This is a genomic window from Microbacterium sp. UBA7513 (genome assembly GCF_002478345.1).
GTDB lineage: Bacteria > Actinomycetota > Actinomycetes > Actinomycetales > Microbacteriaceae > Microbacterium.
In genome coordinates, this window is the sequence record NZ_DLNJ01000002.1 from 85,947 (window position 1) to 110,221 (window position 24,275).

A 24,275-nucleotide genomic window follows, 5' to 3' on the forward strand; every position below is an offset into this window, starting at 1 on the left:
CATCCTGGCACTGTGTGGGCGCACTCCGCGCGGCCCGATTCAGCCGGCGAAGAAGGCCCCGGCCACGCGGGTCAGGTCGTGCAGGTCCGAGACCCCGGCGAGTTCGCGGGCGGAGTGCATCGAGAGGATCGGGATGCCCACGTCGACCGTGCGGATGCCGAGCCGGGTCGCGGTGATCGGGCCGATGGTCGAGCCGCACGGCACGCTGTTGTTCGAGACGAACTCCTGCGTCACCACCTCGGCCCGATCGCACCAGTTCCGCCAGGACGCGGCGCCGACCGCATCGGTCGCGTAGCGCTGGTTGGCGTTGAGCTTGAGGATGGGTCCGGAGCCGAGCACGGGCTGCACGACGGGATCGTGCCGGCCGATGTAGTTCGGGTGGACGGAGTGCCCCACGTCGCTGGACAGGCACCACGACGACGCGTACGCCTGGCGGCGGGCGGAACCGTCGGCGCCGAGCCCCTGGTAGAGCCTCTCCAGCACATCCTCGAGGAAGGGGCCCGCGGCGCCAGAGCGCGACTCGGAGCCGAGCTCTTCGTGATCGAACGCGGCGAGGATCGCGACGGGCGCGCCCGCGGCGGGCTCGTGAGCCGCAAGGGCCACGACGCCCGCGTGCACCGAGGCGAGGTCGTCGAGCCGGCCGGAGGCGAAGAACGCGTCGTCCTTGCCGAACACGGCACCCCGCGCGGCGTCGGCGACGACGACGTCGTACCCGCGGATCTCCGCCGCGGTCACTCCGGCGGAGTGGGCGAGCTCGCCCAGCACATCGGCCTCGGTCGGATCCCCCAGGCCCCACACCGGCTGCGTCTCGGTCTGCTTGTCGAGCGCGAGGCCGTTGTTGACGCCGCGATCGAGGTGGATGGCGAGCTGGGGGAGGCGCAGCAGCGCGCCGGTGTCGGCGAGGACGACCCGGCCGTCGGCGAGGGCCAGCCGGCCGGCGAGGCGCAGCTCCCGGTCGAGCCAGGAGTTCAGCAGCGGACCGCCGTACACCTCGACGGCGGCCTGCAGCCAGCCGCGCGCTCCGGTGGTCGGTTGCGGCTTGAGCTTGAAGCCGGGGGAGTCGGTGTGCGCCCCGAACACGTGCACGGGCGTCGTGGCGGTCGCATCCTCCGGCACCACCCACGCGATCGTCGCGCCGTCGCGGACCACGAGGTACCGGCCGCCGGGCTGCGCGGGCCAGGCGTCCTCCTCCTGCAGCCGCGCGAAGCCGGCCTCTTCCAGACGGCGGGCCGTCTCGGCGGCGGCGTGGTAGCTCGACGGCGAAGCGGCGACGAAGTCGGCGAGGTCCTCGGCGTGGGCGAGGGCGTCCGGGGTGACGGGCATGGCATGACCTTCCTGCGCGGGGTGTCCTTCGAGCGTAGTCGCGCCCGGTCACCGCGCCCTTCCCGGTCGGGGATAGGGTGGTGGCGATAGCGCCTAGGGTTCCGGGGTCTGCACCCGTCTGGTCCGAGCGGCGCCACGGACCTCCTCCGCAGGAGGGCCGTCATCTGACAGGACAAAAGCCCGGAGGACCCGATTCGTCGCGCCCGCGGCGGAGGGAAGGGTCTGCCGTGTCCGCTGTCGCTCTCGTCCTCGTCCTCGCCGCCGCGATCGCCCACGCGTCCTGGAACGTCATCGCGCACGGCATCAGCCGCGCCGGCTCGCCGTTCCTGTGGTGGGGTGCGGTCGCCAGCACCGCCGTCTGGATCGGGGCCGTGCCGTTCACGGGCGGACTCGGTGCGGCCGACCTCGGCTCGTTCGCACTCGGGGTCTCCGTCTCCGCGGTCCTGCACGTCGCCTACATGGCCGTGCTGCAGCGCGGCTACCGGGAGGGCAGCCTGTCGACCGTCTATGCGACGGCACGCGGCACCGGCCCCTTCCTCTCCGTGATCGTCGCCGTGCTCCTGCTCGGCGAACGCCCCTCGGCCCTGGCGCTCGTCGGCGTCGCCGCGGTGATCGCCGGTGTGGTCGCGATCGGGTTCGTCGACCGTCGTCCGGCGGGCAGCGGGCGCCGCATCGACCCCGGCCTGTTGTTCGGCGCCCTCACCGGCGTGGCGATCGCGGTCTACACGATCTGGGATGCTCACGCGGTGCGGGAATGGGAGCTGTCCCCGGTGGCGTTCATGGTCGGCACCACGCTGCTGCAGGTGCCGTTCTACTCCGTGGCGGTGCGCGGACGATGGGCTGCGGTCCTGGCGCTGGGCCGCACGCAGTGGCGGCGCATCCTGGCCTTCGGCATCCTGTCCCCGCTGTCGTACATCCTCGTGCTGACCGCGATCCAGATCGCTCCGGTGGCGCTCGTGGCACCGCTGCGGGAGGTCAGCGTCGTGCTCGTGAGTCTGTTCGGCGCCTTCGTCCTGCGGGAGTCCCAGCCGGGATGGCGGATCGGCGCTTCACTGATCGTCCTCGTCGGGATCGTGCTGCTCGCGCTCTGACGCCGCGGTTCAGCGGAAGGTGACGAGGCCGGCGTGGGCGGCCGTGACGAGGATCTGCACGCGGTCGCGCAGGTGCCACTTCGACATCATGCGACCGAGGTGGGCCTTCACGGTTCCCTCCGAGACGATGAGCGCCTTGGCGATCTCGGCATTGGACATGCCCTTCGCGAGGCACTGGAGCACTTCCTCCTCGCGCTCGGTGAGCGGTTCCAGGGTCTCCGCGGCCGCGGTGGGCGTGGAGTCGCGCACGTGGCGGATGAGCATCGACGCGATGCGGGGGGACAGCGAGCTCGCTCCCGCGAACACCTCGCGCACACCCGTGACGATCTCCTCCGCGCTGGAGTCCTTGAGCAGGTAACCGGAGGCGCCGGCGCTCAGCATCGGCAGGACGGTGTCGCTGCCATCGAGCGTCGTCACGGCGAGGACGCGCACGTCGGGCCACCGCTCGGCGATCGCCGCGGTCGCCTCGATGCCGTTCATCTCCGGCATCTGGACGTCCATCATCACGACGTCCGGCTTCTCGCGCTCGACCGTCGTGAGGGCCTCCCGGCCGTCCTCTGCCTGCGCCACGACCGTGATCTCGGGCGCGCGCGACACGAAGTGCGACAGCGCGGAGCGGACCAGAGGATCGTCATCGACGATCACGACGCGGATTTCCTGCATGGAGGAAGCCTAACGGCGTGAAGCGGGCGCTCTGAGGATGTAGACCTTTGGCTATCGAGGTCTGGACGAACGCCAGATGTGCGCTCCGCGCGCCGCCGAGAAGATGAATACAGACATCGACAAACGGCACTAGAACGGAGGTGAATGTAATGACTTTCTGGCAGCAGGTTGGCAAGTTCTTTGGTCTCGTCCGCTAGAGTACCTGGCGAATAGGAGATAGTGAACCATGGCCTTCGACCATTCGATTCGCGGTTCCGCGGATTCGCTCCGACTGGTTCGAGGCGAGAAGCTCACTCCCATCGAGCGCATCGTCGTTCTGGCGATCATCTCCATCACCGTCGCCGTCGACGTCATCGGCCTCATCGTCGCCCCGGGTGTGAATCCCGCGGCCGTCCTGGTGAGCATCGCGTCGTCGGCAGTGTTCGCCCTCTATCTCTGGAAACCCCTCATCGCGACATGCGCCCTCGGCGTCGTGTTCGCCCTCTCTTTTCTGGCAGGAACCGAATCCCAGGTCTTGACCGCCGCCGCTGTCGCGGCCGGGCTGGTCATGCGACTCGGGTGGACCGCGTTGATCCTGTCCTACACGGGGGCCTTTCTCGTCTCTGCCGCTATCGTCGCCTTCGGCGATGCGGATTCCGGCGTGAACGTCGCCCTCTATCTCGTCTTCGCCGCAGTCGCGGGTGCCGTCGGCTTCGCCCTCCGATTGGCGTTCGCCCGCGGCAGCAGACTCGAGCGTCAGCTGGAGGCTGCGGCCGAGCAGGAACGGGAAGCCGTCCTCGCCGAGCGACGATGGATCGCCGGCGAGTTGCACGACAGCATCGCGCACCACCTCACGGTGGTGTCCCTGCACGTGCAGATGCTCGAAGACCCCGACGCCAGCGACGGCTCCCGGGAGGCGATCCGTGTCGCCGCCCGCAAGGCCATGACAGACCTCCGCTTCGTGATCGACCTCGCCGACGACGGCCCGCGAGCTGCGGGCATGCCGACGGGCGACCTCGTCGCTGCGGTCGAGGAGGCGCAGGCCGAGTTCGAAGCAGCAGGGCACGATGTCATCCTCGACGGCGACCCCGGCGACGAACGGATCCCTCGTGCCGTCGAGATCGTGCTCGCGCGGATCGTGCGCGAGTCGGCCACGAACGTCCTGAAGTACGCAGGTCCCGGCACCGTCGAGATCCGTCTCGCCGTGGACGACGACAAGGCGCACCTGTCGTTGCGCAGCCCGCTGCCCACGACGCCGCGTCGTGAGCTCTCCTCCAGCCGGACCGGGCTCGGGCGCATGGCCGAACGCGTCATGGGCGCCAGTGGCGAGTTCAGCGCCGGTGAAGTGGACGGACACTGGCTCGTGTCCGCCGTGTTGCCGGTGGTGTGAGCCCCGCGTATCCTGAGATGAAGCCCGTGATCCCGGGCCTGAGACCGTAGACGAAAGTCTACGAGTGTCTCGACATTCGGCACTTCAGCGGCCGCGCGGAGCCGACATATCCTGAAGGCTCCCCAGATAAAGCGTCCCCAGCGCTGCGATCGCGGGCGCGATCTTTCTGGCTTCTTAGACTCCCGCGCCCGCGGTCGCGAATCTGTCTCCGGGTCTCATCCGCCCACCGCTCTCATGAAGTGCCCGTCCGTCGATCTCCCGGACGCCGCCACCGTGAAGCGCACCACCTCACTGAGGTAGCGGTCTTCCGACGCTTCGAAGATGCGCCCCTCCGTGTCCCTGGACGTCCGCGTCAGCCGCAGGATGGGCGTGCCGCGAGGCACGCGCAGAAGCGCCGAGTCCTGATCATCGGCGGCCACGGCATCGATCACGTGCTGCAGGGTGACGATCGGGTGTCCGACCGACGCGAGGTGCTCGGTGATCGACACCTCGTCGAGGTCCACCTCGAACAGCCGGCGCCCGACGTCCTCGGTGTAGGCCAGGCGCTCCAGCATGGTCGGCCGCCCGTCGAGCAGCCGCAGTCGTACCACGCTCACGATCGTGTCGTCGGGTCCGACGCCCAGTGCCGGTCCGAGATCGCCCGCGCGTCGCAGGCTCAACTCCTGCGTCTGCGCGCCCGGCGTGACGCCGAGATCCCGCGCCCAGCGGGTGAACGGGACCGAGACGTCGACCGCCTGATTCGCCTTGCGCGCCACCACGCGGGCAGGGCGCCCCCGACCGGTCTCGATCAACCCCTCGGCGCGGAGGGCCGCCAGCGCGTTGCGGATCGGACCCCGCGACGTGTGCCAGCGCTCCGCGAGCTCCGCCTCCGTGGGTACGTCGTCGCCGGGCCGGAGCGTGCCGTCGACGATCCGCGCGCGCAGGTCGTCGGCGATCTGGGTGTACACAGGTTCGGCCACATAGGTACATTACTTCGTCTGCCGCTCCCGGAGTCCCCGTGTTGTAGGGCCGTTCATCCAAGAGAATCGCGGGTGAACGCCGCCTGAACTCTTCCGAGATAGGTATACATGTCGGCCCGAGGGCTGGGAGAGTCGTCCCTGGATCACTCCTCCCACCCTGAAAGGTCCTCATGAAGCTCCGCGCTCTCCCCGCCCTCGCCGGCGCTGCGATCCTCGCGTTCGGCCTCGCCGCCTGTTCCGGATCGGCCGATGCCACCGACGCCCCTGGCGACGCACAGTCCGCCGGTGGATTCGCCGTGGACGAGAACACCCTCGTCTTCGGCGTCGTCCCCGATTCGGTGGACACCGAGACGAACTACCAGCCGCTCATGGACTACATCGCCGAGGTCACCGGCAAGAGCGTCGAGTACCACGAGTCGACCGACTACGCCGCGCTCATCGAGGCCGCCGTCGCCGGCAAGGTCGACGTCGCCTCGTTCTCGGGGTTCACCTACGTCACCGCGACCAACAACGGCGCGAAGCTCACCCCGATCTCCTCCATCGTGACCGAGGAGGGCCAGGAGCCCGGCTACTACTCGCAGGCGATCGTGCCGGCGGACAGCGACATCTCCAGCCTCGAGGACTTCGCGGGCAAGAAGGTCTGCTTCGTGGACCCCTCGTCCACCTCCGGCTACCTCTTCCCGTCGTACAACCTCCTCGAGGCGGGCGTCGACCCGAAGACCGACATCACGCCCGTGTTCGCGGGCAAGCACGACGTGAGCGTGCAGAAGGTCGGCGAGGGCGTCGAGTGCGAGGCCGGCTTCGCCGAGGACTCCGAGGTCGAGAAGTCCGACAAGGTGAAGGTCATCGCCGAGACCATGGTCCCGGGTGCTCCGCTCGTCTACTCGTCGTCGCTGCCGGACGACGTGGCGAAGCAGCTCGTCGACGCCCTCGGCGAGGTCACCATCGACGACATCATCGCGGCGGGCATCGACAGCGCGGACTCCGACGCGTTCCGCAGCGTGTTCTTCGCCACTAAGCCGGTGGACGACGCGTACTACGACCTCATCCGCGACATCTGCGCCGAGACCGACGCCGAGCAGTGCCAGGGCTGACGCCCCGCGCCTGACGACAGGAGAAGCCATGACCGCGGCATCCGACACCCTCATCCGCCTCGCCGGCGTCACGAAGACCTTCGGCAGCACCACCGCCCTCAAGGACGTCACGCTCGAGGTGGCGCGGGGAGAGATCGTCGTGCTGCTCGGGCTCTCCGGTTCCGGCAAGTCCACGCTGCTGCGGCATCTCGACGGCCTGGAGCTGCCCAGCTCCGGGTCCGTCGAGGTGCTCGGCGCGTCCGTGCCCTCGATGAAGGGCCGGGCGCTGCGACAGCTCCGCAGCAGCGTGGGCTTCATCTTCCAGCAGTTCGAGCTCGTGCCCTCGCTGACCGTGCTGGAGAACGTGCTGACCGGGTCGCTCTCGCGGATGCGCGGCCCGCGGCTCGGGCTGTGGAGCTACCCCCGCGCGGCGAAGCTGACCGCGCTGGAGCACCTCGACCGCGTCGGCCTCCTCGACCGCGCCTACCAGCGCAGCGACACCCTGTCCGGTGGCCAGCAGCAGCGCGTGGCCATCGCCAGGGCCCTCATGCAGAAGCCGGCGATCCTCCTGGCCGACGAGCCCGTCGCCTCCCTCGACCCGGAGTCGAGCGAGCAGGTGATGGCCCTCATCCGCGAGATCGCCGCCGACGAAGGACTCACCGTCGTGTGCAGCCTGCACCAGGTCGACCTCGCGATCAGCTGGGCCGACCGGATCGTCGGGCTCCGGCACGGCGAAGTCGTCCTGGACACTCCGACGGACGGACTCACCAAGGCCGAGGTGATGGAGATCTACGGCCGCGTCGCGACGACCACGGCCGAGATCCGCGCCGTGCAGGTGGAGCTCGTCGATGCCGTGACCACGGTGGCGGCGTCATGACGGCGGTGGAAGCCTCGACGCGGGGCGCTTCGACAGGCTCAGCGACCCACGGAGGCGGCGCAGCGAACCAGCGAAGGGGGAGCGTCGCGGAGCGCGCGCCCAAGCGGACGCTCTCGGCGGAGCGCATCGCCGCCGGCCTCACCCTCGTCGTCCTCGTCGTGCTCGGGATCCTCGCGGTGCGCGATGTGGGCATCTCGATCCCCGCGATGGTGCAGAGCTGGGGCAACGCGGAGAACTTCCTCGCCCGGGTCGGCGGACTCTCCTTCCCGGCGCCGGCCGACCTCGCCTGGCTCATCGCCCTGACCGTGGGCCTCGTGTTCGTCGGCACGCTGCTGGCGGCCGTGCTCTCCGTGCCCCTCGCCTTCCTCGCCGCCGCCAACACCACCCCGGGCGCCGGGTGGCGCGCGGCCGCCCGGTTCCTCGGCGTCCTCACCCGCGCCCTGCCGGACGTCGTGCTGGCCATGGCGTTCGTGCTCATGTTCTCGCTCGGCACGCTGCCGGGCATCCTCGCCATCGGCATCCACTCGATCGGCATGATCTCCAAGATGTTCGCGGATGCCATCGAGCAGATCGACGAAGGGCCGCGTCTCGCGATCCGCGCCGCCGGTGGCTCGAAGCTCCAGGAGTTCACCGCGGGCATCCTCCCGCAGGTGCTGCCGAGCTGGGTGGCCACCGTGCTGCACCGCAACGACATCAATCTGCGCGGGAGCGTCGTGCTCGGCTACGTGGGCGTCGCCGGCCTCGGGCTCGAGATGTCGTATGCGTTCAAGGCGCTGAACTACGGCAAGGGGCTCGGGATCGCGCTGGTGATCTTCGTGCTCTGCATCGTGATGGAGATCGTCTCGAGCACGGTGCGCGGCGCGATGCTCGGCGAGCAGAAGCACACCCGGTCGTGGATGGACCGCATCGTGCACCCGCGCCTGCCTCGGCGGTCGCAGGCGCCCGCCGACGGCCGCCCGGCGTGGGCGGCGAGCCCGGAGACCGCGGTGCGTCGTCCGTGGACCGCGCAACGCATGCGCCACACCGCCGCCGGGATCGTCGCGGTCCTCGTCGTGGTCGGCAGTGTCGTCGTGAGCCAGATCACCTGGTCCGACCTGTTCACCTTCTGGGCGAAGCTGCCCGACGTCGCCGCCCGTTTCTGGCCGCCGTCGTTCGGCAGCTACGACACGGTCGCGATGCTGGAGGCCATGCGGGAGACCGTCGCCATCGCGCTCGCCGCCACCGTGCTCACCCTCCTGCCCTCGCTGCTGCTCGGATCGTTCGCCGCGCGCAACGTGGCCCCGCATGCCGCAGGGCGAGGCACCGCCCGTCTGCTGCTCGTCGGCATCCGCGGCATCCCCGAGCTGATCCTCGCCATCGTCCTCGTCGTCATCACGGGTCTCGGCGCGCAGGCCGGCGTCATCGCGCTCGCGATCGGCGGGATCGGGCTGCTCGGCAAGCTCATCGCCGACTCCTTCGAGGAGGTCGACCGCGGGCCTGAGCGCGCGCTGCGGGCGGTGGGCGCCACCCGGATGCAGACGTACACGTCGGCCACGCTGACACAGGGCACCCGAGCCCTCATCGGGCACAGCTTCTACATGCTCGACACCAACATCCGCGCGGCCACGATCCTCGGCATCGTCGGCGGCGGCGGGGTCGGCTACTACCTGCTGAACGCCAGCCAGGGTTCGCGCTACGAGACCGTCACCGCGATCGTCCTGATGATCCTCGTCACCGTGCTCGCGGTCGAGGGGCTCGCGATGTGGATGAGGAAGGTGTTCCGATGACCGGGGCGAGGCAGAATCCCGACCTCGTCGTGGTGGGGGCCGGCATCGTCGGTCTCGGCGCCGCCTTCGCCGCCGTGCGCCGCGGGCTCCGGGTCGTCGTCGTCGAGCGCAGCGCCGCCCCGACCGGCGCCACGATCCGCAACTTCGGCCACCTCTGCATCGGCGCGCAGGGCGGAGAGGCACGGCGGTACGCGGATGCGTCCCGTGAGCTCTGGCTGCAGCTCGCCCGCGACGCGGGGTTCTGGCTCCGCGAGTCGGGCACCCTCGTGGCCGCGCGCCACGAGGACGAGCTCGCCGTGCTCTCCGCGGCGGCGCAGGACGGCGGCATCCGGATGCTGGAGGCCGCCGAGCTCCTCCGCCGTGCGCCGCTGCGCCGGGACGGGCTCGTCGGTGGTGCCCTCATCGAGGCCGACCTGCAGACGGACCCGCGCACGGCGGCGACCGCGATCGTGCGCTACCTGACAGCCCAGGGCGTCGAATTCCGCTTCCGCACCGCCGTGACGGCCCTCGGCGCGGGACGGGTGGAGACCACGCGCGGGGCGATCGACACCGGGGCGGTGGTCGTAGCCGTGAATCATGACATCGACCAGCTGCTTCCCGAGATCGCGGAACGGCACGGGGTGGTGCGCTGTGCGCTGGACATGATGCGGGCGGCCGTCTCCTTCCCTCGACCGTTGACCGCGCCCCTGCTGACCGGCTGGTCCCTCATCCGGTACGGGAGGTTCGCCGACAGCCCCGAGGCCCGCACCCTCCGCGAGCGCCTGCACGCCGAACGCCCCGACCTCGCGGCCCTCGATCTCAACCAGATGTACACGCAGATGCCGGACGGCACGCTCATCCTCGGCGACTCGCACGTCACCGACGCCGCCCCCTCGCCGTTCCAGCCGGAAGCCGCCTTCACCGCGTTCCTCGATGAGGCCGAAGCCCTCTTCGAGGGGACGGCGCCTCGGGTGATCGAGCGCTGGCAGGGCGTGTACGCGAAAGCCCTTGGCGAGTTCCTCGTCGACCGCGGAGATGACGGCGCCCTCGTGCTCGCCGCGACCACCGGCATCGGCATGACCTGCGGCCTCGGGCTCGCCGACCTGAACTTCACCACCGCCCTCGGCGGCACCCCTGCTCTGGAAGGAACACCATGACCACTCCGATCGAACTCGTCGTCCTCGACATGGCCGGCACCACCGTCGTGGATGACGGCGTGGTGGAGCAGGCGTTCCAGCGCGCCGCCGAGCGCACCGGCGTCGCTGCGCGGCTGCCCTGGGAAGACGCCCTGGGCTACGTCAGGGAGACGATGGGGCAGTCCAAGTTCGACGTCTTCCTCCATCTCGCGGGCGGCGATGCAAACGCGGCGCGGCAGGCCACCGCGGCGTTCGAGACCGCGTACGCCGCGATCGTCGCCGAGGACGGCGTCGCGGAGATCCCCGGAGCGGGGGACGCGATCCAGGGCCTGAAAGACGCCGGGCTCACCGTCGCCCTGACCACCGGCTTCGCTCCGGTCACGCGACAGGCGCTCATCGACGGCCTCGGATGGGGTGGGCTCGTCGACCTCGCGCTCTCCCCGGTCGATGCCGGCCGCGGACGCCCCGCGCCCGACCTCGTCCTCACCGCCCTTCTGCGCACGGGAGCATCCGCGGTGCAGGCCGTCGCCGTCGCCGGCGACACCGTGAGCGACGTCGCGTCGGGCCGCCGTGCGGGTGCCGGCTTCGTGGCGGGCGTGCTCACCGGGGCGCACGACCGGGCGGCCCTGAGCGGAGCCGGGGCCCACGCCGTGCTCTCCGACGTCACGGCTCTGCGTGGGGCTCTGGCCCAGCGCGAACTCCTTCCTGCCGTCGCCTCCGTCTGAGGGTCGGGTCATGGGAACGCTGCTCATCCGCCCACCCGGTCACCGGAGAGACGTCGCGCTGCGCCCCGCCGCCACCGCGATGGTCTGGATCGGCGAGGGCCACCCGCACGAGACGATCGCGGTCCCCGGGGTCGCACTCGGGGACCGCGACGTGCTCGTCGCGGTGGAGATGTCGACGATCTGCGGATCGGACGTGCACACCGTGCAGGGGCGGCGGCCCGCGCCCGCCCCTCTCGTCCTCGGGCACGAGAGTGTCGGGCGGGTCATCGCGATGGGCGACGACGGTGCGGAGGCGGTGGACGGCACCCCGCTGCGCATCGGCGACCGCGTGGTGTGGTCGGTCACGGTGTCGTGCGGCACCTGCGACCGCTGTCGGCGGGGCCTCACGCAGAAGTGCCGCGACCTCGGCAAGTACGGCCACGACCGGGTCGGCGCCCACGGCGACCTGACCGGGGCGTTCGCGAGCCACGTGCAGCTGCGGGCCGGTACCGCGATCGTGCGCGTGCCGGAGGCGCTGCCCGCCGCGGCGCTGGCTCCGGCCGGCTGCGCGACGGCGACCGCGTGGGCCGCTGTGGCGAGGGCCGCCCGCGACATCGATCTCGACGGCGCCGCGGTGCGCGTCCACGGCGCGGGACTGGTGGGGGTCAGCGCCGCGGCGATCGCGGCCGAGCAGGGTGCCGTCGTCGAGGTCCGGGATCCGGACGACGATCGCCGGGCCTTCGCCTCCCGTTTCGGGGCCACCGCGCTCGACCGCGACCCGGACGTGGTCATCGAGGCATCGGGGCATGCGGTGGGGGAGGCCCTCGCCGGCGTCGCCGTCGGCGGCACGGTCGTCCTCGTCGGCAGCGTCTTCCCGGCCGCACCGGTCCCGCTGGACGCGGAGGATCTCGTCCGCCGGCTCGTCACGGTGGCCGGCGTGCACAACTACGGCGCCGACGACCTCGCGGCGGCGGCGTCGTTCCTCGCGGGTCGCGGGCGCGCATATCCGTTCGCCGAAGCCGTGGGCACCGTGCGACCGCTGCTCGACATCGACGCCGCCCTCACGGACGCCGCGGCGCCGAGCGCCCCGCTGCGGGTGGGGCTGGTGCCGGGGCGCTGAGCCCTCAGTCGGACCCGGTGCGCCGGGGACCTGCCGGGTGCAGCCCTTCGGCGTGGAAGGCGAGCAGCCGCACCGCGGCGTCGATGCTCGCGGACAGGATCTCGTCCGGGTCGCCGGTCAGGGCCAGCCTCCGGTGCCCGGCGTCGTCGGCGGTCGCCCAGCCGAGGTACACCGTCCCCGCGGGGTGGCCGCCCTCGGGGCCCGGTCCGCCCACACCGGTCGTCGAGACGCAGATGTCGGCGTCGAAGAGCTCGCGCGCCCCGCTGGCGAGCTGCTCGGCGCAGGCGGCGGAGGTCGGGTCGGTCCCCGGGGTCAGTCCCAGCACCCTCTCCTTGACTTCCGTGAAGTACGCGACGATGCCGCCGGCGAACCAGCCCGAGGCTCCCTCGCCCGCACCGATCGTGTTCGCGAGGCGTCCGGAGGTGAGCGACTCCGCCACGCTCACGCGCAGACCACGACTGCGGGCGAGCTCGCCCAGGTGTTCGAGGTCGGGGGTCTCGTTCGGTGCGGTCATCGGGGCGCTCCTCTCGTCGGTTCCCCTACGCTACGGACCCGGCGGCGCCGAGTCGCAGGGGATTTAACTCGCTGCTGCTCGTGATGGGGGCGGTGTTCGTGCTGTCGTGGTTCGCGCAGTCGCTCGCCGGGACGGGGGTCAGCGGAGTCGAAGCCCGTCGGCACACCGCACCATCAGTCGTCCCGGGAGTCCGACTGAGACCGCTCGTCGTTGACGTCGGCCTGCGAGAACCGCTCGTCGTCGGCGTCGTAGCCAGGACGTGCCTCCTGCAGCGGCTGGTCGGAGTACTCGCCGCCCTGGCGTCCGCCGAACGGACGGCCGTGGTCGGCGAACTCCTCGCGGGCGAAGACCAGCTCCCACGGGCCCACCGTGAAACGCGATCCGGTACGCAGCGTCTCGGTGCGCTCGCCGGGGTGGGTCGCGTCGGCGTCAGGGTTGGAGTTCATCTCGCCGTCGGCGTGCAGGGTCACGACGTACTCGTCGCGGTCGTCGTGCACGACCGTCGCATGGACGGGCTCGGTGTCGGCCAGGCGCAACTCGTTCCCGGCGGCGGAACCGATGCGGACCTCCTCCACATCGAGCGCGAACTCCGTGCGCTCGTCGTCGCGCCGCACGCGCAGTCGCGGGTTGCCGGCGCCGCGCTCGGCGTGGGTGGTGCCGGGCGTGTAGCCCTCCTCGGGACGGTCGTCGATGTGGCGGTCAGTCATGGCGGTGCCCTCCTCGGGTGTCGATGCTTCGAGGCTAATCGCCGCGCGGATCGTGCGCAGGGCCTTGACTTCGGCCGCCGCGTCGCCCTTGCAGACGGATTTGCCGTGCGCCCCGTCCGATGGCTTACCCTCTACCCATAGGCCGATCCCGGCAGTGTCTGCCGGGCTGAGGACCACCCGACCGAGGAGCATCACCCGATGGGCAAGTTCATCTACGAAGGCAGCGTGAAGACCGAGATCGAGGATCGGGCGCTCACGCACCTGCAGCTCGTCATCACGGCCAAGCTGCGTCGCGGCGAGCCTTTCCCGTTCAGCTGGCGCGAGGACGCCGGCGTCGGGGGCGGCCGGACCACCGTCTGGATCCAGCCGGGCAGCTCGCTCGTCTTCAAGTACTTCGGCAGCCGCCAGCCCGCCGTCAACCGGGCCTGGGTCGAAGCGCTCGCCTTCACCGCGAACTCCCCCAGCGGGCTCTACCTCGTCCCGGAGCCCGCCGAGGGCGCCGAGCCCCCGCACGGCGACGTCCCCTCCGCCGGCTGACACCTGCTGTCGCGGAGACCGCCCCGGGCTGTCAACCCCCTGCCGTCCCTCCTCCGGAGCCACGAGGCTCGATCACGACCTGATCGACAGCCCCATGACAGGAGGAGCGGACATGACCGACACCACCCGCGACGGCGGCCTTACCGACCCCCGACACGCCCACCACGAGGACGGCTTCCCGGCGCAGAGCCAGGACCAGCCGGGCTTGACCGAGAAGACCACCCCGGAGCCGGACCACGGCGAGCAGTCCTACGTCGGCCACGGGCGGCTCGAGGGGCGGCGCGCTCTCATCACCGGTGGTGATTCCGGCATCGGCCGCGCCGTCGCCATCGCGTTCGCCCGTGAGGGAGCCGACGTGGCCATCGTGCACATGCCCGAGGAGCAGGCGGACGCGGAGGAGACGCTCGCGCTCGTCCGCGAAGCCGGTCGCACCGGCGTCAGCATCCCCGGCGACGTCCGCGAGGAGGCCTTCGCGACCGACGCCGTGCACCGCGCGCGCCGCGAGCTCGGCGGACTCGACGTGCTCGTCCTCAACGCGGCCTATCAGCACGACATCGACGGCTTCGAGAACCTCGACACCGAGAAGATGCGCCGCGTGTTCGATACGAACCTCGCCGGCCTCGTGTTCTCGGCCCGTGCCGCCTTCCCCGACCTCGAGCCCGGATCCAGCATCATCGTGACCTCGTCGGTGCAGTCGGCGCAGCCGTCACCGGGGCTCATCGACTACGCCATGACGAAGGCGGCGCAGGTCGCGTTCGTCAAGGCGCTCGCGGAGGAGGCCGGACCGCGCGGCGTGCGCGTCAACGCCGTCGCGCCGGGGCCGATCTGGACGCCGCTGATCCCCGCGACCGGATGGGGGCCGGAGCGCCTGGAGACGTTCGGTCAGGACACCCCGCTCGGACGCGCGGGGCAGCCCGCAGAACTCGCCGGCGCGTACGTGTACCTCGCCTCGGCGGAGTCGTCGTACGTATCCGGCGCGGTGCTCGCGGTAACGGGTGGCAAGCCGCTCTGATCCGCGCGAGGACGACGCAGGCGGCGGGGAGGCAGGGCCCCGCCGCCTAAGCTTGTCTGGTGCAGAGACCCGCGGCTTCCGGACCCCTCGTGGGCGTCGCGCTCGTCATCGGATCCTGCCTCTCGCTGCCGTTCGGCGCCGCCGTGGCCGCGCAGCTCTTCCCCGTCCTCGGACCGTGGGGCGTGACGTCGCTCCGCGTCGCGATCGCCGCGCTGCTGCTGGTCGTCATCGTGCGCCCACGGCCCCGTGCCTGGACCCGGTCGCAGTGGCTCGCCGCCGTGCTGTTCGGGGTGTCCCTGGCCGCGATGAACGGGTTCTTCTACGCGGCCATCGACCGCATCCCCCTGGGGCCGGCGGTGGCCATCGAGTTCCTCGGTCCGCTCGTGCTCGCCGCCGTGCTGACCCGCCGTCTCGCCGACGCGGTCTGGGTGGGCGTGGCCCTGCTGGGCATGGCGCTGCTCGGGGTCGACGGCCTTGTCGGCGCCGAACCCCTCGACCCGCTCGGCGTCGTCTTCATCCTCATCGCAGCCGGATTCTGGGTCATGTACATCCGGATGAGCGCGCGTGTCGGCGCCCTCATCCCCGGCAGCAGCGGGCTCGCGATGGGACTCGTCGTCGCGGCCGTGCTCCTCATCCCCGTGGGCGTGCCCGCGGCGGCGACGGTGGCGCTGGACCCGCAGCTCCTCGTGCTCGCCGCGGTCACCGCGGTGCTGTCGTCCGTGATCCCGTACAGCTTCGAGCTCGCGGCGCTCCGACGGCTCCCGCAGCGGGTGTTCGGCGTGCTGCTGAGCCTGGAGCCCGCGTTCGCGACCCTCGCCGGGTGGCTCATCCTCGGACAGGATGCCACGCCGCTGCGGCTGCTCGCGGTGGCGCTCGTGATCGCCGCGAGCGTGGGCACGACGCTGGGCGTGCGCCGCGATCGGAGGGGCGACGGCCCCGCGGGACCGTTCACCGCGCCGATCCCGCTTCCCGACTGACGCCCCTCCGATCGGGCGGCTCTCACGCCCGGACGGCCACCGCCTGCGGCAGCGGGTAACGGCGGCGCAGGATCACTCGCTGCACGAGGGTCCACACCACCGTGACCGTGAGGTAGAGCGCGGCGGCCAGGGGCACGAAGGCCGCGAAGACCGCGGTGAGGTAGTGCAGCGCGGCCATCATCCGGAGCACGCCGGGGGAGCTGAGCGGGGAGTCGTCGCCCTCGACGGGCGCCGGTCGGAACACCCGCCGGGTGACCTCGGCGACGGCGATCATCACGGCCAGCAGCACGCCGAAGACCGCGAACGTCGCCGGGGTCGCGGTGCCGCCGAACAGGGCAGACACCAGGCTCGTGCCCAGCGGGGCGCCGAAGAGGTCGTGGGTGAGCAGCTCGTTCGGGTGCCCGGCGATCTCCGGTCGCAGGAACAGCGTGTAGAGCAGGCCGACGACCGGTGCCTGCGCCAGCACGGGCAGCATCCCGGCGAAGGGCGAGGTGTTCTCGGCGCGGTAGAGCGCCATCATCTCCTGCTGCAGGCGCTCCGGGTTCTTCCGGTGGCGCTGCTGCAGCGCGCGCAGCTTCGGGGCGAGGCGGGCCCTGGTCTGCTCGGCCCGGGCCTGCGAGATGCCGACGGGGATGAGGAGGGCGCGCACGAGGAGGGTCACGAGGACCACGGCGAGGGCGGCGGCGGAGGGGCCGGCGAGGGGTTCGAGAAGGGTGGAGAGGCCGTTCAGGGCACCGTAGGCGGCGTCCAGGAGCGCGGCGAGGGGAGGGAAGGCGAAGATGTCCACGGGACGGTCCGTTCGATGAGGTCGGGAAGGGTCGGCGAAGGCCGCGCGGTCCCGGTCGGACGGACTACGCGGCGGTCGCGACTCCCGGCGCTCGCGGACGAGGGTGTCCTGCGGCATCCGGATCGCTCTGCGGGAGGAGCGTTCCGACATCGATCGCCCGCAGCGGGTGCGGGGCATCGGCGGAGGTCTGGTGGCGCACGCTCAGCGCGAGTGCGAGCGTGAGGACGGTGACGGCGAGCATCGCGATGGCGAGGCCGAGCGCGGCGGCATCCGGCATCGTCACGAGGCCGATCGCGGCCGCGACGAAGCCGAGCATCTGCCCGAACCACTCGCTCATGCCGCGAGCTTACCCCGTTCGAATCGCCTGAATTGCTGTATCCGGGCCGCCGATGGAGCCATTCAGGCGATTCGAAGGGCGTACGGTCGGGGTATGGCGACAGAACTTCTAGGAGTCGAGCAGCCGATCGTGCTGGGGCCGTTCGGGGGGAGCTCATCCGTGGAGCTGACGGCGGCGGTCAGTGCCGCCGGTGGGCTGGGATCGTACGGGCTGTACGGCTACGACGGCGACCGGATCCGCTCCGTCGGGACTGAGCTGCGCCGAGCCACGGACCGGCCCTTCGCCCTGAACATCTGGCTGCCGCTGGGGGACGAGGTCGCGCCGAACCCGCAGCACGTGGTCTTCGCTCAGGCGCTGGAGCCGTTCTACGAGGCCGTCGGGGTTCCGGTGCCGGCCCGGCCCGAGCGCTACGTCCCCGAGCTCGACGAGCAGCTCGACGCGATCTGGGAGGTCGCTCCGGCCGTGCTGAGCGTGGTGTTCGGGGTGCCGTCCGCCGCTCTCGTCGCCGAAGCCCGCGACCGCGGCATCCGCGTCGTGGGCACCGCCACCACCGTCGCGGAAGCCGTCGCGCTCGCCGACGCCGGAGTCGATGCGGTCGTCGCCTCGGGAGCCGAGGCGGCCGGGCACCGCGTGTCCTTCCTCCGCCCCGCTGCCGAGTCGCTCGTGGGCACCGTCGCGCTCGTGCCGCAGGTCGTGGACGCCGTCGACGTGCCGGTCATCGCCGCCGGCGGGATCGCGGACCGCCGCGGCGTCGCTGCGGCCTTCGCCCTCGGTGCCTCCGGCGTGCAGGTGGGGACGGCGTTCCTCGCGACCGCCGAGTCCGCCGCGACGACCGCGCACCGCGACGCCATCCGGAGCACCGCCGCCGACGAGACCGTGCTGACCAGGGCGATGAGCGGACGCCTCGCCCGCGGAGCCCGCAACCGCGCCGTGCGGGCGATCGAGGCGAGCGGCACGATCGCCCCGTTCCCGATGCAGAACTGGCTCACCGGACGCTTCCGCGCGGCGGCAGGAGAGCAGAACCTCGGCGAGCTGCAGTCGCTGTGGATGGGGCAGGCCGCCCCTCTCGCCCGGGGGACCACCGCTGCCGAGGTCTTCGCGGAGCTGGCAGCCGGAGTCCCCGGCCGGTGAAGAACGCCAGGTTCCTGGCTAGAATGGCGTCATGTCCACGCAGAACGTCTTGGAAGCGCGCAACAACCTCTCGCGCCTGATCGCCGAGTCCCAGGCGGGTGAGGACGTGGTCATCACGAAGCGGGGCACTCCGGTCGCCCGTCTGGTGCCCATCGGGCCGGTCGACGTGGTGCGGAGCGGCCGCCTCCTCGTCGAGTGGATCGAACAGCATCCGCTTCCGCCGCGGCTCGCACGGACCGCCGAGGAGCTGGACGCGCAGGTCGCCGAGAACCGGGACGCCTGGGAATGATCTATCTCGACTCGTGCATCCTCAGCTACGCCATCGAGGACCGCGGTCCGAGGGGGGATGCCGTGCGGCACGCGCTCCGCGACGTCGATGACGAGGTGGCGTCGAGTCCGCTGGCGCTCCACGAATGCCTCGTGCTCCCCGCCCGCGAGCGCAATCCGGAGCTCCGTGACCGGTACCTGGCTCTCTTCGAGCGGATGGAGATCGTCGCGCTCGATACGGCCGCGTTCGTCCGATCGGCCGAGCTCCGGGCCGACTTCGGCCTGAAGACCCCGGACGCGCTGCACCTCGCCGCCGCCCAGCTGTCGGGGTGCACGGAGCTGTGGACGAACGACAGGCGCCTCGCCGCCGCGTCGCACGGGCTCGCCGTGGACATCCTCGACCGCTGAGCGGTCGGGCGCTACAGGATGACGGTCGAGCGGCCGTGCACGATCACCCGGTCCTCGGCGTGCCACTGCACGGCCCGTGCCAGCACCAGACGCTCGACGTCGGCGCCCCGGCTCTGCAGTTCGGCCGCGGACTCGGAGTGCGTGACCCGCGTGACGTCCTGCTCGATGATCGGCCCCTCATCGAGGTCGGCCGTGGCGTAGTGCGCCGTGGCCCCGATCAGCTTCACGCCGCGCTCCTTCGCCCTGGCGTAGGGGTTCGCGCCGATGAACGCGGGCAGGAACGAGTGGTGGATGTTGATGACCGGGGCTTCGAGGCGCGTGATGAAGTCGTCGCTGAGGATCTGCATGTAGCGGGCGAGCACGACGAGGTCGACGTTGCCGCGGAGGAGGTCGAGCTGACGCTCCTCCATCGCCTGCTTGTCCGTCGAGGGGATGTGCACGAACGGCACTCCGAAGGAGCGGACGGCCTCGGCGAGGTCGGGGTGGTTCGAGACGACCATGGTGATGTCGATGTCGAGCTGACCGCGCTGCGTGCGCCACAGCAGCTCCATGAGGCAGTGGTCGTACTTCGACACGAAGATCGCCACGCGCTTGCGGCGGGCCACGTCGTGCAGCGACCACTCCATGCCGAAGCGCTCGGCGACCGTCGCGATGTCGGCCTCCAGCGCGGGGCGCGCGGCGGCCAGCCCGTCGAGGTGGAGGACCGTCCGCTGGAAGAACCGCCCGCCCTCGGAGTCGGTCGAGTGCTGGTCGAGCGAGATGATGTTCGCCCCGTGCCGGGCGAGCACGCCGGCGACCGCGGCGACGATGCCGGGCTGGTCGTCGCAGGCGATCAGCAGGCGGGCGGTATCGGGCTGGGTCATGGCTGCTCCTCGGGGTGTGCATCGATTCTGCCGTGCCGCGCGGGTGGGGAGCGAATCGCCCACGGCGTCGCTACCCTGAGACCGTGGATGCGAGCGACGTCGGACTGGTGCTGATCCCGCTGCTGGCGGTGGCCGCACCGCTTCTCGCACGCGGCGTCCGTCCGCTCGTCCGGGTGCCGATCGTCGTGTTCGAGCTCGTCCTCGGGATCCTCGTCGGTCCCGCCGTGTTCGGCTGGGTGGAGCCAGGGCCCCTCCTGGAGAAGCTCAGCGACTTCGGCCTGGCCGTGCTGTTCTTCGTCGCCGGCTCCGAGATCGACTTCCGCCAGGTGGCCGGGAAGCCCCTGGCCCGGGCGTCGCTGGGCTGGCTGCTCAGCGTGCTGCTGGGCATCGGGCTCGGTTTCTTCTTCGCCCCGGGCGAGGGGATGGTCGTCATCGGGATCGCGTTGAGCTCGACCGCTCTCGGCACGCTGATGCCGATCCTGCGCGATGCGAAGGAGCTGGACACCCCGTTCGGCCGTGCCATCAGCACCATCGGCGCCGTGGGGGAGTTCCTGCCGCTGATCGCGATCTCGATCTTCCTGAGCACCCGGACGACACCGCTGGCTACTGCGGTGCTGCTGACCTTCGTCGTGCTGGCGGGCCTCGCCGTCGTCGTCGCGCACCGGGTGCCGCACGGGCGCCTGCACGGCATCGTGCGCGCGACCCTGCACACCTCCGACCAGTTCGGGGTGCGTTTCGTGATCCTCCTCATCGCGGCCCTCGTCGGCCTCAGCGTGATGCTCGACCTGGACATGCTCCTCGGCGCCTTCGTCGCGGGGGCCATCTGGCGCATCATCATGGCGCGGGCGCCCGAGAAGGATGCGGCGGAGGTCGAGAGCAAGATCGAGGGGCTCGCGTTCGGCTTCCTCGTCCCGGTGTTCTTCCTCTACACGGGTGTGACCTTCGACCTGCAGGCGCTGCTGACGTCTCCCTCGGCGATGTCGCTGGTGCCGGTGTTCCTGCTGGCGCTCCTGGTGATCCGCGGGTCGGCTGCGCAGCTCTCCGCCCCGGCGGGCGCGAGCGGACGTGACCGCGCCGCGCTCGGCCTGCTCGCGGCCACCGGGCTGCCGATCATCGTCGCGGTCACCGCGATCGGCGTGGATCAGGACATGCTCGATTCCGGGACCGCGGCCGCGCTGGTCGGGGCGGGCATGCTGTCGGTGCTCCTGTACCCGCTGATCGGGATGACGCTGCGTGGCGATCGGGCGCAGGTCGCCGGCCCGCGCCTCGCCGACCAGACCACGCTGGGGGAGCTGTGACCACCGCCTCCGCCCTATTGACCCAGGCCGTGCAGGAGCTCGCCGGCGCACCCCGCGAGGGCCTCGGCGAGGAGAAGGACTCGCGCTGGCGCGGGCGTCGGATCGTCCGTGTCGGCGAGGCCTGGCACCTCGGCGTTCTCCTGATTACGGACACACATGCGCTGGCGACGGCGGAGGTGCTGCGAGCCGCCGACCCCGGACGGCGGGGATACACCGCCGAGTCCGCGCGGGCACGGGCCGAGCGTCGCGCGCTGGCCCTCCGCGGCGGCTTCCACGAGGGGGATGTCGTGCACGTCGGCTGGAGCGTGATCGACGTCGACGCGGTGGACGCGGGAGGATCCTCCGGTCCGCTCGCGCTCATCGACGGCGTGCCGTCGGTGCGCTGGAGTCAGGCGGGCGGGTTCATGCCGCTGGGGGCCTACCTGCGCGAGCGCATCCCGCTGCTCCGCGGCGATGCCCTGGCCTGATCTCCGCCGAACATCTCGGCGTCGACCGTCGCCTCGTCTGTAAGAGCGAGCACATGCGCTCCGACCCACCGCAAGGTGTCAGATCTCTATGCGAGTGGCCCTGTCCGTCAGGCGCCATGGCGCCGGAAAATCCGCAATCTTCATGCCATTCGAGGACATGTGACTGACCTCATCGGCATAGGTATCCGCGTCTTCGCGGTTGTCGAAGACGCCGTAGATGCCAGCGTCATCCTCGTCGTCGAACACGATCCATACAGACTTCATCTCTGCATTCTGCCGTCGACGCCACCTCCACGCGCCGGGTGTCGCTCAGCCGAACAGCTCGGCGAAGCGGCGGAGCAGGGCGGCACCCTCGGTGACCGAGGCCGCGAGGACCTCCTGCTGCACCGCGTCGAACTGCGCCGGATCGAAGTACCCCGTCGTGCGATAGAACGTCATCCGATCGGCGAAGTCGCGCGGCGTCGGCTCGGGATGGAACTGCGCGGCGTACAGGTGGGTGCCCACCCGGTAGGCCTGCACGGGGCAGGTCGCGTTGGTGGCGAGCAGCACGGCCCCGGGCGGGTTCGCCGCGGCACTCTCCTTGTGCGCAGTGAACACGGTGAGTGCCGGACCGGATGGGCCGAACACGGGATCGACGGCGCCCTCCGTTGTCGTGTCGATGACCGTCGCGCTCGCCGGCTCCGGCATGGTCGTCACGACCTCGCCGCCGAGGAGCCGGGTGAGCACCCCGATGCTGAAGCAGGTGAAGAACGCGGCGATCCGCTGTTCCCGTGCGGCGCGGGCGAGCGTCTCCAGATCGGCCTCCACCCGCCGCTGCACCGGGGTCTTCTCGACATCGGTGACGTTGAAGGGAGAACCGCCGACGACGACGCCACGGTAGCGGTCGAGGTGGGCTTCGGTCAGCGGCTCGTGCAGCAGGTCGAGACGATCGACCACGTCGACTCCGAGCGCCCGCCGGAACGAGGCGTGCTCGGCGTCCGCCGCCCCGGTCTCGGGTCGCACGCAGACGTAGAGAAGCGAGGCCATCAGGCGATTCTAACGAGGGGGAGCGTCCCGGCCCGACGGCTCAGCGGGAGGAGTTCGCGGTGCGTCCTCGGACGATCCCGATGAACGTCTCGACGTCGGGCGTGGTCCGGTCGCGCGGCCAGGCGAGGGCCACGGTCGAGACCGGGCCGTCGGCGAGGACCCGGTAGTCGGCGTCCTTCCGGTGGTGCAGACGGGCGAGCGACATGGGCACGATGACCACGCCCACCCCGGTCGCCGCGGTGGCGATCGCATCCGCCGTGGACAGCTGTCCGACGCGGGCGGGGGCGGTGCCGGGCAGAGCCAGCGGTCCGAGCACATCGTCGGACAGCGGGAGCACCACTTCGCCGTCGAGGTCGGCCGCCGTCAGCTCATCGGCGGCGAGCAGGTGGGAGTCAGTCGACGTGATCACTACCGGGACCTCGTCGTACAGCGGGATGACGTGCAGGGCGTCGTCGGTGAGCGGCAGCCGCACGAGGGCGGCGTCGAGATCGTCGAGCGCCTCTCGCTGCCCGGCGACCTCGATCGGCACGAGTTCGAGGGCCACCTGGGGCAGGCGCCGCTTCCACGTGTCGATCCACTTGCCCGGGGTCGCTCCGGGCACGGCGCCGAGGCGGAACGTCCGCGGCTCCTCGGGTGCGGCAGTCGGAGCGTCGAACACGACCTTCTCGGCGCGGGGTGTGCGACGCGGAGCCGGCTTCCCCTGGCGTGAGCCGCCGCCCGCGGCACGGCCCCGGTGGGCGGGTGAGCCCTTGCCGGAGCCCTTCGCGGGCCGTCGTCCCTGGTGCGCCATGGGATCCAGGCTACTCGGCGTCTTCCGAGTCCTCGGTGGGGGAGCTCCGCTGGGTCCGCCGGACCAGTCCGGCGACACCGCCCACGAGGAACAGGGCCCCCGCGGCGAGGAGCACGATCGTGAGCAGGGTGGCGGGAGTCATCGTCCCCACGCCGTCGGCCAGCGCGGCGCGGCGATCCGCGTCGGCGAGGAACCACAGCGCCCCTGCGGCGACCGCGGCGAAGGTCGTGCCCCAGATGACGGCTGCCCAGCGCACCCGGGGTGCGGTGATGCTCTCGGTGCTCATTCCTGGCCCTCCTCGGGCTCCTGCAGGGTCACGACGATGAGGCCGCTCGCCTGGTCGCGGTGTTCTCGCCGCGGCTCGCGGGATTCGTGCTCGACGCGTTCGGCGCCGTCGCCGGCGAGACCGCCACCGCGACGGACGAACTCGACCGCCTCTCCTCGCGCGAGCAGGAGGTGATGCGGCTGATCGCCCGCGGCTACGCGTACAAAGAGGTCGCCGCAGCCCTCTTCATCTCGATCAAGACCGTCGAGACGCACGTGTCGTCAGTGCTGCGCAAGCTACAGCTCTCCTCCCGCCACGAGCTCACCGCCTGGGCGTCGGAGCGGCGCCTGCTCTGAGGGCGGTCAGGCCGCCAGCCAGAGGCCCTTCTGATCGGTGGCGACGGTGAGTCCCGCCGCGACCGTCTCGTCGTCGCCGATGCGGGCGCCCCGCACGATGCGGGCCCCGGCGCCGATGTCGGTGCGGACGCCGACGTGCGCGTGATCGCCGATCGCTGCGCCCTGCCCGACGTGCGCGTGGGCGTCGATGTACGCGCCCTCGCCGATCACGGCATCCTCGTCCACCCACGCACCGCGGGCGATGACGGCCCCCGCCCCGACGCGTGCTCCCGGTTCGATGTAGGCTCCCGCCTCGATGTGCGCCTTCGGATGCACCTTGGCGCCATGCGCGACGAGACCGCGACCGTTGGCGTGCTTGCGGTACCGCAGCGTCGCTCCGTGGTCGTTCTCGATGTCGACGTAGTTCTTGCCCACGATTCCTCCCGTGCTCCGGAGTTCTCCGGATATATCAACAACCACGGGAGGGGGAGATT

The 24,275-nt window shown here is 71.4% G+C and carries 29 protein-coding genes and 1 pseudogene; 17 read left to right on the forward strand and 13 right to left on the reverse strand.

Annotation, left to right across the window (positions count from 1 at the left end; all coding sequences use genetic code 11):
• Positions 1-39: 39 nt before the first annotated feature.
• Positions 40-1,323 (reverse strand): M18 family aminopeptidase, encoded by a 1,284-nt coding sequence (locus tag B2W79_RS00515; protein WP_292785933.1) that lies wholly within the window; start codon positions 1,321-1,323, stop codon positions 40-42.
• A gap of 227 nt (positions 1,324-1,550) precedes the next feature.
• On the opposite strand from B2W79_RS00515, the gene B2W79_RS00520 reads away from it, so the two are divergent.
• Positions 1,551-2,414 carry an EamA family transporter gene (locus B2W79_RS00520; protein WP_071329036.1) on the forward strand — a complete coding sequence of 288 codons (864 nt, stop codon included), beginning with the start codon at positions 1,551-1,553 and terminating at the stop codon, positions 2,412-2,414.
• Between the two features lie 9 nt (positions 2,415-2,423).
• Here B2W79_RS00520 and B2W79_RS00525 read toward each other — a convergent pair whose 3' ends face one another.
• A complete protein-coding gene (locus tag B2W79_RS00525; protein ID WP_256209438.1) occupies positions 2,424-3,077 on the reverse strand; it encodes a response regulator in 654 nt (217 codons plus the stop codon).
• A gap of 226 nt (positions 3,078-3,303) precedes the next feature.
• Between B2W79_RS00525 and B2W79_RS00530 the strand changes: the two genes are divergently transcribed.
• The gene (locus tag B2W79_RS00530) at positions 3,304-4,446 is read left to right on the forward strand and encodes a sensor histidine kinase (RefSeq protein ID WP_292785938.1); all 1,143 of its coding nucleotides are present in this window, start codon (positions 3,304-3,306) and stop codon (positions 4,444-4,446) included.
• A 215-nt stretch (positions 4,447-4,661) separates the two neighbouring features.
• On the opposite strand, the gene B2W79_RS00535 is transcribed toward B2W79_RS00530, so the two are convergent.
• Positions 4,662-5,405: a GntR family transcriptional regulator gene (locus tag B2W79_RS00535; protein ID WP_292785940.1), complete on the reverse strand. Its 744-nt coding sequence runs from the start codon at positions 5,403-5,405 to the stop codon at positions 4,662-4,664.
• 170 nt (positions 5,406-5,575) lie between these two features.
• On the opposite strand from B2W79_RS00535, the gene phnD reads away from it, so the two are divergent.
• Genes phnD through B2W79_RS00565 form a run of 6 tightly spaced genes read left to right on the forward strand, consistent with a single transcriptional unit; the run spans position 5,576 to position 12,060 of the window.
• Entirely contained in the window at positions 5,576-6,499 is a 924-nt protein-coding gene (gene phnD, locus B2W79_RS00540) for a phosphate/phosphite/phosphonate ABC transporter substrate-binding protein (protein ID WP_071329032.1), read from the forward strand.
• Positions 6,500-6,527: 28 nt separating this feature from the next.
• The gene (gene phnC / locus B2W79_RS00545) at positions 6,528-7,355 is read left to right on the forward strand and encodes a phosphonate ABC transporter ATP-binding protein (protein WP_071329031.1); all 828 of its coding nucleotides are present in this window, start codon (positions 6,528-6,530) and stop codon (positions 7,353-7,355) included.
• Entirely contained in the window at positions 7,352-9,121 is a 1,770-nt protein-coding gene (gene phnE / locus B2W79_RS00550) for a phosphonate ABC transporter, permease protein PhnE (protein WP_292785943.1), read from the forward strand. The genes phnC and phnE overlap by 4 nt, the downstream gene beginning before the upstream one ends.
• Entirely contained in the window at positions 9,118-10,257 is a 1,140-nt protein-coding gene (locus tag B2W79_RS00555; protein WP_292785945.1) for a TIGR03364 family FAD-dependent oxidoreductase, read from the forward strand. Before phnE ends, B2W79_RS00555 begins: the two co-directional genes overlap by 4 nt.
• Positions 10,254-10,961: an HAD family hydrolase gene (locus B2W79_RS00560; RefSeq protein WP_292785947.1), complete on the forward strand. Its 708-nt coding sequence runs from the start codon at positions 10,254-10,256 to the stop codon at positions 10,959-10,961. Before B2W79_RS00555 ends, B2W79_RS00560 begins: the two co-directional genes overlap by 4 nt.
• 10 nt (positions 10,962-10,971) lie before the next feature.
• On the forward strand, positions 10,972-12,060 hold the full coding sequence (locus B2W79_RS00565) for an alcohol dehydrogenase catalytic domain-containing protein (RefSeq protein ID WP_292785949.1): 1,089 nt from the start codon (positions 10,972-10,974) through the stop codon (positions 12,058-12,060).
• 4 nt (positions 12,061-12,064) lie between these two features.
• On the opposite strand, the gene B2W79_RS00570 is transcribed toward B2W79_RS00565, so the two are convergent.
• Positions 12,065-12,574: a CinA family protein gene (locus tag B2W79_RS00570; protein ID WP_292785951.1), complete on the reverse strand. Its 510-nt coding sequence runs from the start codon at positions 12,572-12,574 to the stop codon at positions 12,065-12,067.
• Between the two features lie 173 nt (positions 12,575-12,747).
• Positions 12,748-13,281, reverse strand: coding sequence for an FHA domain-containing protein (locus tag B2W79_RS00575; RefSeq protein ID WP_071329024.1), 534 nt, complete (start codon positions 13,279-13,281; stop codon positions 12,748-12,750).
• Between the two features lie 198 nt (positions 13,282-13,479).
• On the opposite strand from B2W79_RS00575, the gene B2W79_RS00580 reads away from it, so the two are divergent.
• The 3 genes from B2W79_RS00580 to B2W79_RS00590 all read left to right on the forward strand — a co-directional run bounded on the left by B2W79_RS00580 (position 13,480) and on the right by B2W79_RS00590 (position 15,807).
• Positions 13,480-13,818, forward strand: coding sequence for an ATP-dependent DNA ligase (locus B2W79_RS00580; RefSeq protein ID WP_071329023.1), 339 nt, complete (start codon positions 13,480-13,482; stop codon positions 13,816-13,818).
• A gap of 112 nt (positions 13,819-13,930) precedes the next feature.
• Complete coding sequence (locus tag B2W79_RS00585; protein ID WP_025102487.1) at positions 13,931-14,830, forward strand: SDR family oxidoreductase; 900 nt, start codon at positions 13,931-13,933, stop codon at positions 14,828-14,830.
• A gap of 59 nt (positions 14,831-14,889) precedes the next feature.
• Positions 14,890-15,807, forward strand: coding sequence for an EamA family transporter (locus B2W79_RS00590; protein ID WP_071329021.1), 918 nt, complete (start codon positions 14,890-14,892; stop codon positions 15,805-15,807).
• A 22-nt stretch (positions 15,808-15,829) separates the two neighbouring features.
• Here the strand turns inward: B2W79_RS00590 and B2W79_RS00595 are convergent, their stop codons facing one another.
• Positions 15,830-16,594, reverse strand: a complete 765-nt coding sequence (locus tag B2W79_RS00595) for a YidC/Oxa1 family membrane protein insertase (RefSeq protein ID WP_292785957.1) — start codon at positions 16,592-16,594, stop codon at positions 15,830-15,832.
• 64 nt (positions 16,595-16,658) lie between these two features.
• Positions 16,659-16,931, reverse strand: coding sequence for a DUF6412 domain-containing protein (locus B2W79_RS00600; RefSeq protein ID WP_071329019.1), 273 nt, complete (start codon positions 16,929-16,931; stop codon positions 16,659-16,661).
• A 93-nt stretch (positions 16,932-17,024) separates the two neighbouring features.
• Here B2W79_RS00600 and B2W79_RS00605 point away from each other — a divergent pair, with 93 nt between their 5' ends.
• From B2W79_RS00605 to B2W79_RS00615, 3 genes are read left to right on the forward strand one after another with little or no spacing between them, the layout of a single operon-like run.
• Positions 17,025-18,062 carry an NAD(P)H-dependent flavin oxidoreductase gene (locus B2W79_RS00605; RefSeq protein ID WP_292785961.1) on the forward strand — a complete coding sequence of 346 codons (1,038 nt, stop codon included), beginning with the start codon at positions 17,025-17,027 and terminating at the stop codon, positions 18,060-18,062.
• Positions 18,063-18,093: 31 nt separating this feature from the next.
• Positions 18,094-18,351, forward strand: coding sequence for a type II toxin-antitoxin system Phd/YefM family antitoxin (locus B2W79_RS00610; RefSeq protein WP_025102482.1), 258 nt, complete (start codon positions 18,094-18,096; stop codon positions 18,349-18,351).
• Positions 18,348-18,737 (forward strand): type II toxin-antitoxin system VapC family toxin, encoded by a 390-nt coding sequence (locus B2W79_RS00615; protein WP_292785963.1) that lies wholly within the window; start codon positions 18,348-18,350, stop codon positions 18,735-18,737. Before B2W79_RS00610 ends, B2W79_RS00615 begins: the two co-directional genes overlap by 4 nt.
• A gap of 11 nt (positions 18,738-18,748) precedes the next feature.
• Here the strand turns inward: B2W79_RS00615 and purU are convergent, their stop codons facing one another.
• Complete coding sequence (gene purU, locus B2W79_RS00620; protein ID WP_292785965.1) at positions 18,749-19,600, reverse strand: formyltetrahydrofolate deformylase; 852 nt, start codon at positions 19,598-19,600, stop codon at positions 18,749-18,751.
• An 83-nt stretch (positions 19,601-19,683) separates the two neighbouring features.
• Between purU and B2W79_RS00625 the strand changes: the two genes are divergently transcribed.
• Both B2W79_RS00625 and B2W79_RS00630 read left to right on the forward strand, forming a co-directional pair.
• Entirely contained in the window at positions 19,684-20,898 is a 1,215-nt protein-coding gene (locus B2W79_RS00625; protein WP_071329014.1) for a cation:proton antiporter, read from the forward strand.
• Positions 20,895-21,365, forward strand: a complete 471-nt coding sequence (locus B2W79_RS00630; RefSeq protein WP_292785967.1) for a glutaminase — start codon at positions 20,895-20,897, stop codon at positions 21,363-21,365. Before B2W79_RS00625 ends, B2W79_RS00630 begins: the two co-directional genes overlap by 4 nt.
• Before the next feature lie 78 nt (positions 21,366-21,443).
• On the opposite strand, the gene B2W79_RS00635 is transcribed toward B2W79_RS00630, so the two are convergent.
• Genes B2W79_RS00635 through B2W79_RS00650 form a run of 4 tightly spaced genes read right to left on the reverse strand, consistent with a single transcriptional unit; the run spans position 21,444 to position 23,467 of the window.
• Positions 21,444-21,629, reverse strand: coding sequence for a hypothetical protein (locus tag B2W79_RS00635; protein ID WP_292785969.1), 186 nt, complete (start codon positions 21,627-21,629; stop codon positions 21,444-21,446).
• A gap of 45 nt (positions 21,630-21,674) precedes the next feature.
• Positions 21,675-22,391 carry a glutamine amidotransferase-related protein gene (locus B2W79_RS00640; protein ID WP_292785971.1) on the reverse strand — a complete coding sequence of 239 codons (717 nt, stop codon included), beginning with the start codon at positions 22,389-22,391 and terminating at the stop codon, positions 21,675-21,677.
• Positions 22,392-22,431: 40 nt separating this feature from the next.
• On the reverse strand, positions 22,432-23,181 hold the full coding sequence (locus tag B2W79_RS00645; protein ID WP_071329010.1) for a LysR substrate-binding domain-containing protein: 750 nt from the start codon (positions 23,179-23,181) through the stop codon (positions 22,432-22,434).
• Between the two features lie 10 nt (positions 23,182-23,191).
• Positions 23,192-23,467, reverse strand: a complete 276-nt coding sequence (locus tag B2W79_RS00650) for a hypothetical protein (protein WP_071329009.1) — start codon at positions 23,465-23,467, stop codon at positions 23,192-23,194.
• 56 nt (positions 23,468-23,523) lie between these two features.
• On the opposite strand from B2W79_RS00650, the pseudogene B2W79_RS00655 reads away from it, so the two are divergent.
• A pseudogene (locus B2W79_RS00655) lies at positions 23,524-23,802 on the forward strand (response regulator transcription factor); the annotation flags it as partial.
• A gap of 6 nt (positions 23,803-23,808) precedes the next feature.
• Here the strand turns inward: B2W79_RS00655 and B2W79_RS00660 are convergent.
• Positions 23,809-24,216, reverse strand: a complete 408-nt coding sequence (locus tag B2W79_RS00660) for a DapH/DapD/GlmU-related protein (protein WP_071329005.1) — start codon at positions 24,214-24,216, stop codon at positions 23,809-23,811.
• Positions 24,217-24,275: the final 59 nt, after the last annotated feature.

Excerpts from the sequence above, each read along its gene's own strand:
- B2W79_RS00515 (WP_292785933.1), bottom strand. The coding sequence starts at position 1,323 with ATGCCCGTCACCCCGGACGCCCTCGCCCACGCCGAGGACCTCGCCGAC.
- B2W79_RS00525 (WP_256209438.1), bottom strand. The coding sequence starts at position 3,077 with ATGCAGGAAATCCGCGTCGTGATCGTCGATGACGATCCTCTGGTCCGC.
- B2W79_RS00530 (WP_292785938.1), top strand. The coding sequence starts at position 3,304 with ATGGCCTTCGACCATTCGATTCGCGGTTCCGCGGATTCGCTCCGACTG.
- phnD (WP_071329032.1), top strand. The coding sequence starts at position 5,576 with ATGAAGCTCCGCGCTCTCCCCGCCCTCGCCGGCGCTGCGATCCTCGCG.
- phnC (WP_071329031.1), top strand. The coding sequence starts at position 6,528 with ATGACCGCGGCATCCGACACCCTCATCCGCCTCGCCGGCGTCACGAAG.
- phnE (WP_292785943.1), top strand. The coding sequence starts at position 7,352 with ATGACGGCGGTGGAAGCCTCGACGCGGGGCGCTTCGACAGGCTCAGCG.
- B2W79_RS00555 (WP_292785945.1), top strand. The coding sequence starts at position 9,118 with ATGACCGGGGCGAGGCAGAATCCCGACCTCGTCGTGGTGGGGGCCGGC.
- B2W79_RS00560 (WP_292785947.1), top strand. The coding sequence starts at position 10,254 with ATGACCACTCCGATCGAACTCGTCGTCCTCGACATGGCCGGCACCACC.
- B2W79_RS00565 (WP_292785949.1), top strand. The coding sequence starts at position 10,972 with ATGGGAACGCTGCTCATCCGCCCACCCGGTCACCGGAGAGACGTCGCG.
- B2W79_RS00570 (WP_292785951.1), bottom strand. The coding sequence starts at position 12,574 with ATGACCGCACCGAACGAGACCCCCGACCTCGAACACCTGGGCGAGCTC.
- B2W79_RS00575 (WP_071329024.1), bottom strand. The coding sequence starts at position 13,281 with ATGACTGACCGCCACATCGACGACCGTCCCGAGGAGGGCTACACGCCC.
- B2W79_RS00580 (WP_071329023.1), top strand. The coding sequence starts at position 13,480 with ATGGGCAAGTTCATCTACGAAGGCAGCGTGAAGACCGAGATCGAGGAT.
- B2W79_RS00585 (WP_025102487.1), top strand. The coding sequence starts at position 13,931 with ATGACCGACACCACCCGCGACGGCGGCCTTACCGACCCCCGACACGCC.
- B2W79_RS00600 (WP_071329019.1), bottom strand. The coding sequence starts at position 16,931 with ATGAGCGAGTGGTTCGGGCAGATGCTCGGCTTCGTCGCGGCCGCGATC.
- B2W79_RS00605 (WP_292785961.1), top strand. The coding sequence starts at position 17,025 with ATGGCGACAGAACTTCTAGGAGTCGAGCAGCCGATCGTGCTGGGGCCG.
- B2W79_RS00610 (WP_025102482.1), top strand. The coding sequence starts at position 18,094 with ATGTCCACGCAGAACGTCTTGGAAGCGCGCAACAACCTCTCGCGCCTG.
- B2W79_RS00615 (WP_292785963.1), top strand. The coding sequence starts at position 18,348 with ATGATCTATCTCGACTCGTGCATCCTCAGCTACGCCATCGAGGACCGC.
- purU (WP_292785965.1), bottom strand. The coding sequence starts at position 19,600 with ATGACCCAGCCCGATACCGCCCGCCTGCTGATCGCCTGCGACGACCAG.
- B2W79_RS00635 (WP_292785969.1), bottom strand. The coding sequence starts at position 21,629 with ATGAAGTCTGTATGGATCGTGTTCGACGACGAGGATGACGCTGGCATC.
- B2W79_RS00640 (WP_292785971.1), bottom strand. The coding sequence starts at position 22,391 with ATGGCCTCGCTTCTCTACGTCTGCGTGCGACCCGAGACCGGGGCGGCG.
- B2W79_RS00645 (WP_071329010.1), bottom strand. The coding sequence starts at position 23,181 with ATGGCGCACCAGGGACGACGGCCCGCGAAGGGCTCCGGCAAGGGCTCA.
- B2W79_RS00650 (WP_071329009.1), bottom strand. The coding sequence starts at position 23,467 with ATGAGCACCGAGAGCATCACCGCACCCCGGGTGCGCTGGGCAGCCGTC.